Genomic DNA, 6,000 nt, shown 5'->3' with positions numbered 1-6,000 from the left:
ATATCAAAAACAGGTCTGGAAAAATCCGAAGATTTTTCCAGACCTGTTTTGTTTCTAGAGACTTATGTCACAGCCTCGATTTTTTTAGGTTGTTGGCCAAGCCGATTGTAATTGCTGAATCAATGGTTGGACTTGGGTTTGATTGGTTGTTAAGTACGTCGCATAAACCGTCATCTGTGCGCTAGGATCGCTAATAGGGATTTGGACACGGCTATCATCGGCGGTAATTGATTTTGCGGCGGGATCTAATGGCGACAAATTAGTACTAAAATACGGGAAGTCGGCATATTTGGTGATTTCTGCCAGTGCCGCGCGTTCTTTTTGATAGAAAAAGTTGGCTTGCGGAATCGCTTGTTGAATGATGGTGCGCCAGGGACCAATATCGCTTAAGACAATAAAACTCATATTTGCAAGTTCTGCAAAAGTCACGGTCGTCTGGTTGGCTTGATACATAAACTTGTTCAAATTAACGGCAAGTCGTTCAGTGCCGATGCGTGTTGACGTTACCAAAGGACTCGTCAACGATTGATTAGACAAAATTACTGTTTGGTCGCGCTGTATTAGCGTGGTTTCAATTGATTGTGTTGGTAATAATTGTGATTGTACCGTCATCATCGGCTGAGCCAGTTGTGCCAAGACGATTAAAGGTCCGGGGATGGTTGTGCCAACTTTCAAGGTTTGTTGGGTGGCCGCAAAATTACGCACGGTCGTGACTAACGCCTGATTTGCGGCGAGCACTTTGGCCGCTTCCTGAGCAGCAAATTGACCGGTAGCAGTTAGCCGTAAACGGTTAGGCTGCCGGTCAAACAATGGCACGTCCCAAAGGGTCTCAAGCTTTTGCATGCCACGAGTTACCGTTGGTTGCGTCACATGCAATTTTTGGGCTGTTGCGGCTAAAGTACCGGTTTCAGCAAAGGTGACTAATTCAGTTAATAAGTATGGATCGACCATAAACAACCTCCTAGTATACGCTACTTGTATACTAGCATGACTAACTGGTAATTTTCAATTGAAGCGGTTGGTCGTATGCTAGAGTCATTCAAATGATGAAAGGACCAATAAACATGACAACTATCCCAACGGTAACCTTAAATAACGGGGTGACGATGCCCCAACTAGGCTTTGGCGTCTTTCAAGTCCCCGATTTAGCTGAATGTGAAACAGCCGTTAGTCAGGCCCTGCAAGCCGGGTATCGCCTAATCGATACGGCGACTGCTTATCAGAACGAAGCAGCAGTCGGACGGGCGATTCAAAAAAGCGGTATTGCGCGTGAAGACTTGTTCATCACGTCTAAATTATGGGTTTCTGAATTTACTTATAAACGGGCGAAACAAGGTATTGATGATTCGCTACAACGATTGGGCTTAGACTATATGGATCTGTATTTATTGCATCAACCTTATGGCGATACGATGGGAGCTTGGCGGGCACTGGAAGAAGCCTATCATGCTGGTAAGATTCGCGCGATTGGGGTGTCAAACTTCTATGCGGATCAATTAGAGAATTTGATCTTGACGATGGCAGTTAAGCCCGTTGTTAACCAGATTGAAATTAATCCTTGGTATCAACAACCCACGGAAGTCGCCTTCAATCAACATGCTGATGTGCGCGTTGAAGCGTGGGCGCCATTCGCTGAAGGCAAGCAGGGAATCTTTACTAATCCGGTAATCGCTAAGATTGCGACCGCACATGGTAAACGTAACGGCCAAGTCATTTTACGCTGGTTACTACAACGTGGCATTACCGTTATTCCAAAGTCGGTCCATCCAGCACGCATGGCTGAAAATTTAGCCGTGTTCGACTTTGAACTCACCCCAACCGAAATGCAGACGCTGGCGACCTTAGATCAAGGTGTCAGCCAGTTCTTTGATCACCGTGATCCAGTGACGATTGAACAAATTTTTGGCTCAAGTTTAAAACAATTACATTAAGCGAGGTTATCAATAATGCAAACACCAACAATTAAGTTAAATGATGGCAATGAAATCCCAGCAATCGGGTTTGGGACCTTTCAAATTCCTAGTGATGGTTCAACGTATCAAGCAGTCAAACAAGCCTTAGCAGTTGGCTATCGGCATATTGATACTGCGGTAGCCTATTTTAATGAGGCTGAAGTCGGACAAGCTATTAAAGATAGTGGCATTCCCCGGGCTGATATTTGGGTCACGAGCAAACTGTGGCTACAAGACTTTGGCTTTGAAGCCGCAACCAAGGCGATTGACTTGTCATTGCAAAAGCTAGGGCTAGATTATATTGACTTATACTTGATCCATCAACCTTACGGCGATGTGCCCGGTGCTTGGCGGGCGATGGAAGCCGCCAAACAGGCCGGTAAAATCAGGTCAATCGGAGTGTCGAACATGACGCCTAAGATTTGGGCCCAATTTGTACCTGAATTTAAGACGCTGCCAGCTGTTGACCAAGTGGAATTCAACCCTTACTTTCAACAACACGCTTTACGCGCTATTTTAGCTGAACATGAGGTTAAGTTAGAAGCGTGGGCCCCATTGGGTCAAGGTAACCAATCCTTATTGAATGATCCGGTGATTACGAGTTTGGCAGCCAAGTACGGTAAAAACGCTGGCCAAGTGATTTTACGCTTTGAAAATCAAGAGGGCATCATCGTCTTTCCAAAATCTGTTCATCTTGAACGGATCAAGAGCAATTTGAACAGTTTTGACTTTGAACTAACGCCTGCTGAAATGGCACAGATCCGGGCTTTAGACAAAAATCAAGGTCGTCATGATCCCGATGCACCCGGAGTTAAGGATCTTTTGTTGAACGCCTTTGATGTACATGCTAACGACTAAATGAAGTTTAAAAACGAGTGACTAATGGCCAAGATTAGTCACTCGTTTTTTGGTCCTCACTCAGTCCCAATAACTGATATGGACTTAAATAGCGGGTTTTCATGATAATGGTTGCTAAATCAGCGGGCGCGACTGGATGTGATTGGAACAACCAGAACTTGACGATATCGAATAGTTCTGCAATTACTAGTTCCCAGGCAAAGTCAGCTGGTAAAGCGGTTGAGAGTGTTGGTTGTCCTTTTAGTGTTGTCAAACGTTGTTGCACGGCTTGTTTGACTTGCCGTTTGAGGCGGTATTCAAATCGAGGATCACCATTTGGTCCTAATAAGGCCCGCAATAACGCCGCTTCTGATTGCAATAATTGTACAGTCTGAGTCACGACCGGATAGATTGCCACCGTCGCTTGATTCGTTTGATTTGTCATGGTTGCCTGAAAATAGCGACTGAAAACAGACTGTAATCGATGACTGATTTGGTCTTCATATTGTGCCAGTAAATCATACTTATCAGTGTAGTGCTGATAAAACGTGCCGCGATTAATTTCTGCTAGTTTAACGAGTTCACTGACGGTCAATCGTTCAAATGATTCCCGGTTTAAACAAGCGATGAAAGCTTGCTTGATTTTTATCGTACTGAATGACATTAGTACCCACCTTTGTTTAAATTAGTTTAATTGTTGGACGCACGAGCATAAAAATCAAGTTTATGACAAAAAATTGAACAAATTTGGGGATTTTGTGGCTAGTTAGTTCACGCATAACTCGGTAAACTAAGCGTGTTAATTAATCATTGGAGATGACGCTCATGGACCCGATTATCGATGTCCACACACACTATTTACCGCCGGCCTATATCAATGCTTTGAAACACCATATTCCAGGTAATCCTGATGGCTGGCCAACGCCAACCTGGACACCAGAAACGACATTAAAATTCATGTCAAAAAATAATATTGGTTATTCGCTATTGTCACTTTCATCACCACATTTTAATTTTGGTGACAAGGCTGAGACCTCGGCAATTGCCAGGGATGCGAATCAAACGGGAAGTGCGTTAGCGCACACTTATTCAAAGCAACTAGGTTACTTGGCATCACTGCCATTACCCTATGTTAATGAAAGTGTTGCTGAAGTTGACTGGGCGTTGCAACATGCTGCTCGCGGCTTTACCGTGCCGACCAATACCCGCGGCCTGTATTTTGGCTCACCGATTTTTGATGAGTTGTATCAACGGTTGAATCACGTCGAGGCAATCGTTGCCTTACATCCCAATCAACCGGCAGCATTACCAATGAATGTCAATATTGACTTACCAACACCATTAATGGGATTCTTTATGGATACAACCATGACGTTTATGAATTTATTGAAGTATCATTTCTTTGATCGTTTTCCTGATATCAAGTTAATTGTCCCACATGCTGGTGCTTTCTTAAGTATTCTAGCCGATCGCGATGCTGTTTTTGTTAAATCCAGCTATCAAGCGGATATGTACGCTGCTTTACAACATGTTTATTTTGATACTGCGGGCGCAGTTTTCCCGCGGCAGTTACCGATGCTAATGACCTTAGCCAATCCGCAACATCTGTTATATGGGAGCGATATTCCATATACTGACTTAAAAGTATCCAGTGAACTGTTAGGCGTTTTGAAGAATGGTCACGCTAAGTCAGCTAATCACCGTCGACAATTGATACAAGTTGCCCAACATTTTGATCATTTCTTTGACCAGCATCGTAAATTACGACAACTGCCAGCGGTCTTAGATATGGAAATCAAAATGTTAAATGGTGCTGAAATTTTAACACCAGCCTTAAAACAAGCTATTCTAGTTGACAATGCCCGTCGATTATTAGCCCATCATTAAATGACAAAAGACCAGCGATGCCTTGATTTGCTGGTCTTTTATTATTGGTCAAAATTGACAAACTTAAATTTTTGGACTTTAATGGACTTATCCACTAATTTTAAGAAGGAGTCCACTAATGTCGCAACCATACTTGTTTAATAAATATATTGCTAGTATTTATCGCCAGTCTAAAAATGAATTTAACCAGCAAGTGGCCCGCTTAGATATTCGGGCTACTGAAGGGGACTTACTGTTATTTATTAGTGATCATCCACAAGTTTCTCAACGCGCAATTGCGCAAGAAATGGTCCTTGATCCTAGTTTAGTCGCCCGTGATTTACGCGACTTGCGGACCAAGCAATTAGTGACGCGCACCCCCGACCCTAATGACGGTCGTGCCCAACTTATTGCCTTAACGTCTTTAGGTCAACAACAAGCAATTGAAATTCGGCAGGTGATGGCGACTTGGTGGCAAAAATTATTTGCAGCGACGCCGGACGCCGATGCTGCAGTATTAAATACGCAGTTGGCAGCTGTTTATGCAACACTACAAACGCGATTGAAAGGAACTGAGTGATTTTGGGAAAGTTTAAATCCCTAGTGAAACAGTATTTGACACTATGTTTAGGGCTAACGCTGATGGCAATCGCGGTGGCTTTATCCAAGTTAGCGGGGTTGGGCACATCGCCGATCTCTAGTATTCCAAACGTGGTTAGTTTAATTACACCGTTGACGATTGGCCAAGTGACGATTGTGTTTATGGTCATTTTGATCTTGTTGGAAGCGGCATTTTTACGACATGATTTTTCATGGTGGGCGTGGTTACAGTTAGTCCCATCAGTGATCTTTGGGGTCTTAATCGATGCTTTTACAAGTTGGCTAAAGTGGTTGCCACTGCATAACTATGGTGCGCAATTACTAGCCACTTTTGTGAGCATTGTGATCTTGGCTTGGGGTGTTTACTTTGAAGTCAATTCGCATACGATTTTGATGGCTGGTGAAGGTATCGTGACCGCAGCTGCGATTGCGTTACATCGTCAGTTTCCAAAAGTAAAAGTTTGGAGCGATGGGACAATGGTCGTTGTCGCCGTGGTAATTGCACTAATTGGCTTGCACGGCTTGGTCGGGGTTCGTGAGGGAACGGTGTTGTCGGCCTTGATCACCGGGCGACTAGTCAATTATTATACCGAAAGTAATCCTAAATTGACCGATTGGTTACAAGCTGAGGTTTAATCGAATAAATTGAGAACGCAATTAGCGATTTATATTCGTTAATTGCGTTTTTTTACTAACTAAAAAGATTAATTTATCCCAATATGTAAGTGGTTTAAACAAAAAAAGA

General features: G+C 43.4%; 7 protein-coding genes. 5 read left to right on the top strand and 2 right to left on the bottom strand.

Features of this window, described 5'->3' with window-relative positions; all coding sequences use genetic code 11:
- Positions 1–84: 84 nt before the first annotated feature.
- Positions 85–951 (bottom strand): LysR family transcriptional regulator, encoded by an 867-nt coding sequence (locus tag FFM75_RS08355; RefSeq protein ID WP_137628719.1) that lies wholly within the window; start codon positions 949–951, stop codon positions 85–87.
- Between the two features lie 113 nt (positions 952–1,064).
- Between FFM75_RS08355 and FFM75_RS08350 the strand changes: the two genes are divergently transcribed.
- Positions 1,065–1,931: an aldo/keto reductase gene (locus tag FFM75_RS08350; protein ID WP_137628718.1), complete on the top strand. Its 867-nt coding sequence runs from the start codon at positions 1,065–1,067 to the stop codon at positions 1,929–1,931.
- A 15-nt stretch (positions 1,932–1,946) separates the two neighbouring features.
- On the top strand, positions 1,947–2,810 hold the full coding sequence (locus FFM75_RS08345; protein WP_171001464.1) for an aldo/keto reductase: 864 nt from the start codon (positions 1,947–1,949) through the stop codon (positions 2,808–2,810).
- Between the two features lie 34 nt (positions 2,811–2,844).
- Here FFM75_RS08345 and FFM75_RS08340 read toward each other — a convergent pair whose 3' ends face one another.
- A complete protein-coding gene (locus FFM75_RS08340; RefSeq protein WP_137628716.1) occupies positions 2,845–3,453 on the bottom strand; it encodes a TetR/AcrR family transcriptional regulator in 609 nt (202 codons plus the stop codon).
- Positions 3,454–3,614: 161 nt separating this feature from the next.
- Between FFM75_RS08340 and FFM75_RS08335 the strand changes: the two genes are divergently transcribed.
- The 3 genes from FFM75_RS08335 to FFM75_RS08325 all read left to right on the top strand — a co-directional run bounded on the left by FFM75_RS08335 (position 3,615) and on the right by FFM75_RS08325 (position 5,891).
- Positions 3,615–4,676 (top strand): amidohydrolase family protein, encoded by a 1,062-nt coding sequence (locus tag FFM75_RS08335; RefSeq protein ID WP_137628715.1) that lies wholly within the window; start codon positions 3,615–3,617, stop codon positions 4,674–4,676.
- Between the two features lie 118 nt (positions 4,677–4,794).
- Complete coding sequence (locus tag FFM75_RS08330) at positions 4,795–5,235, top strand: MarR family winged helix-turn-helix transcriptional regulator (RefSeq protein WP_137628714.1); 441 nt, start codon at positions 4,795–4,797, stop codon at positions 5,233–5,235.
- 2 nt (positions 5,236–5,237) lie between these two features.
- The gene (locus tag FFM75_RS08325; protein WP_263390551.1) at positions 5,238–5,891 is read left to right on the top strand and encodes a YczE/YyaS/YitT family protein; all 654 of its coding nucleotides are present in this window, start codon (positions 5,238–5,240) and stop codon (positions 5,889–5,891) included.
- Positions 5,892–6,000 lie beyond the last annotated feature (109 nt).

Origin of the sequence: Lactiplantibacillus daowaiensis, from assembly GCF_005405085.1 — a bacterium.
Lineage (GTDB): Bacteria > Bacillota > Bacilli > Lactobacillales > Lactobacillaceae > Lactiplantibacillus > Lactiplantibacillus daowaiensis.
Note: the sequence above shows the minus strand (reverse complement) of the source record. Positions and strands in the feature narration are given on the sequence as shown.

Bases quoted from the DNA above. Each gene is read 5' to 3' on its own strand.
- FFM75_RS08340 (WP_137628716.1), bottom strand. From the start codon at position 3,453: ATGTCATTCAGTACGATAAAAATCAAGCAAGCTTTCATCGCTTGTTTA.
- FFM75_RS08335 (WP_137628715.1), top strand. From the start codon at position 3,615: ATGGACCCGATTATCGATGTCCACACACACTATTTACCGCCGGCCTAT.
- FFM75_RS08355 (WP_137628719.1), bottom strand. From the start codon at position 951: ATGGTCGATCCATACTTATTAACTGAATTAGTCACCTTTGCTGAAACC.
- FFM75_RS08330 (WP_137628714.1), top strand. From the start codon at position 4,795: ATGTCGCAACCATACTTGTTTAATAAATATATTGCTAGTATTTATCGC.
- FFM75_RS08345 (WP_171001464.1), top strand. From the start codon at position 1,947: ATGCAAACACCAACAATTAAGTTAAATGATGGCAATGAAATCCCAGCA.
- FFM75_RS08350 (WP_137628718.1), top strand. From the start codon at position 1,065: ATGACAACTATCCCAACGGTAACCTTAAATAACGGGGTGACGATGCCC.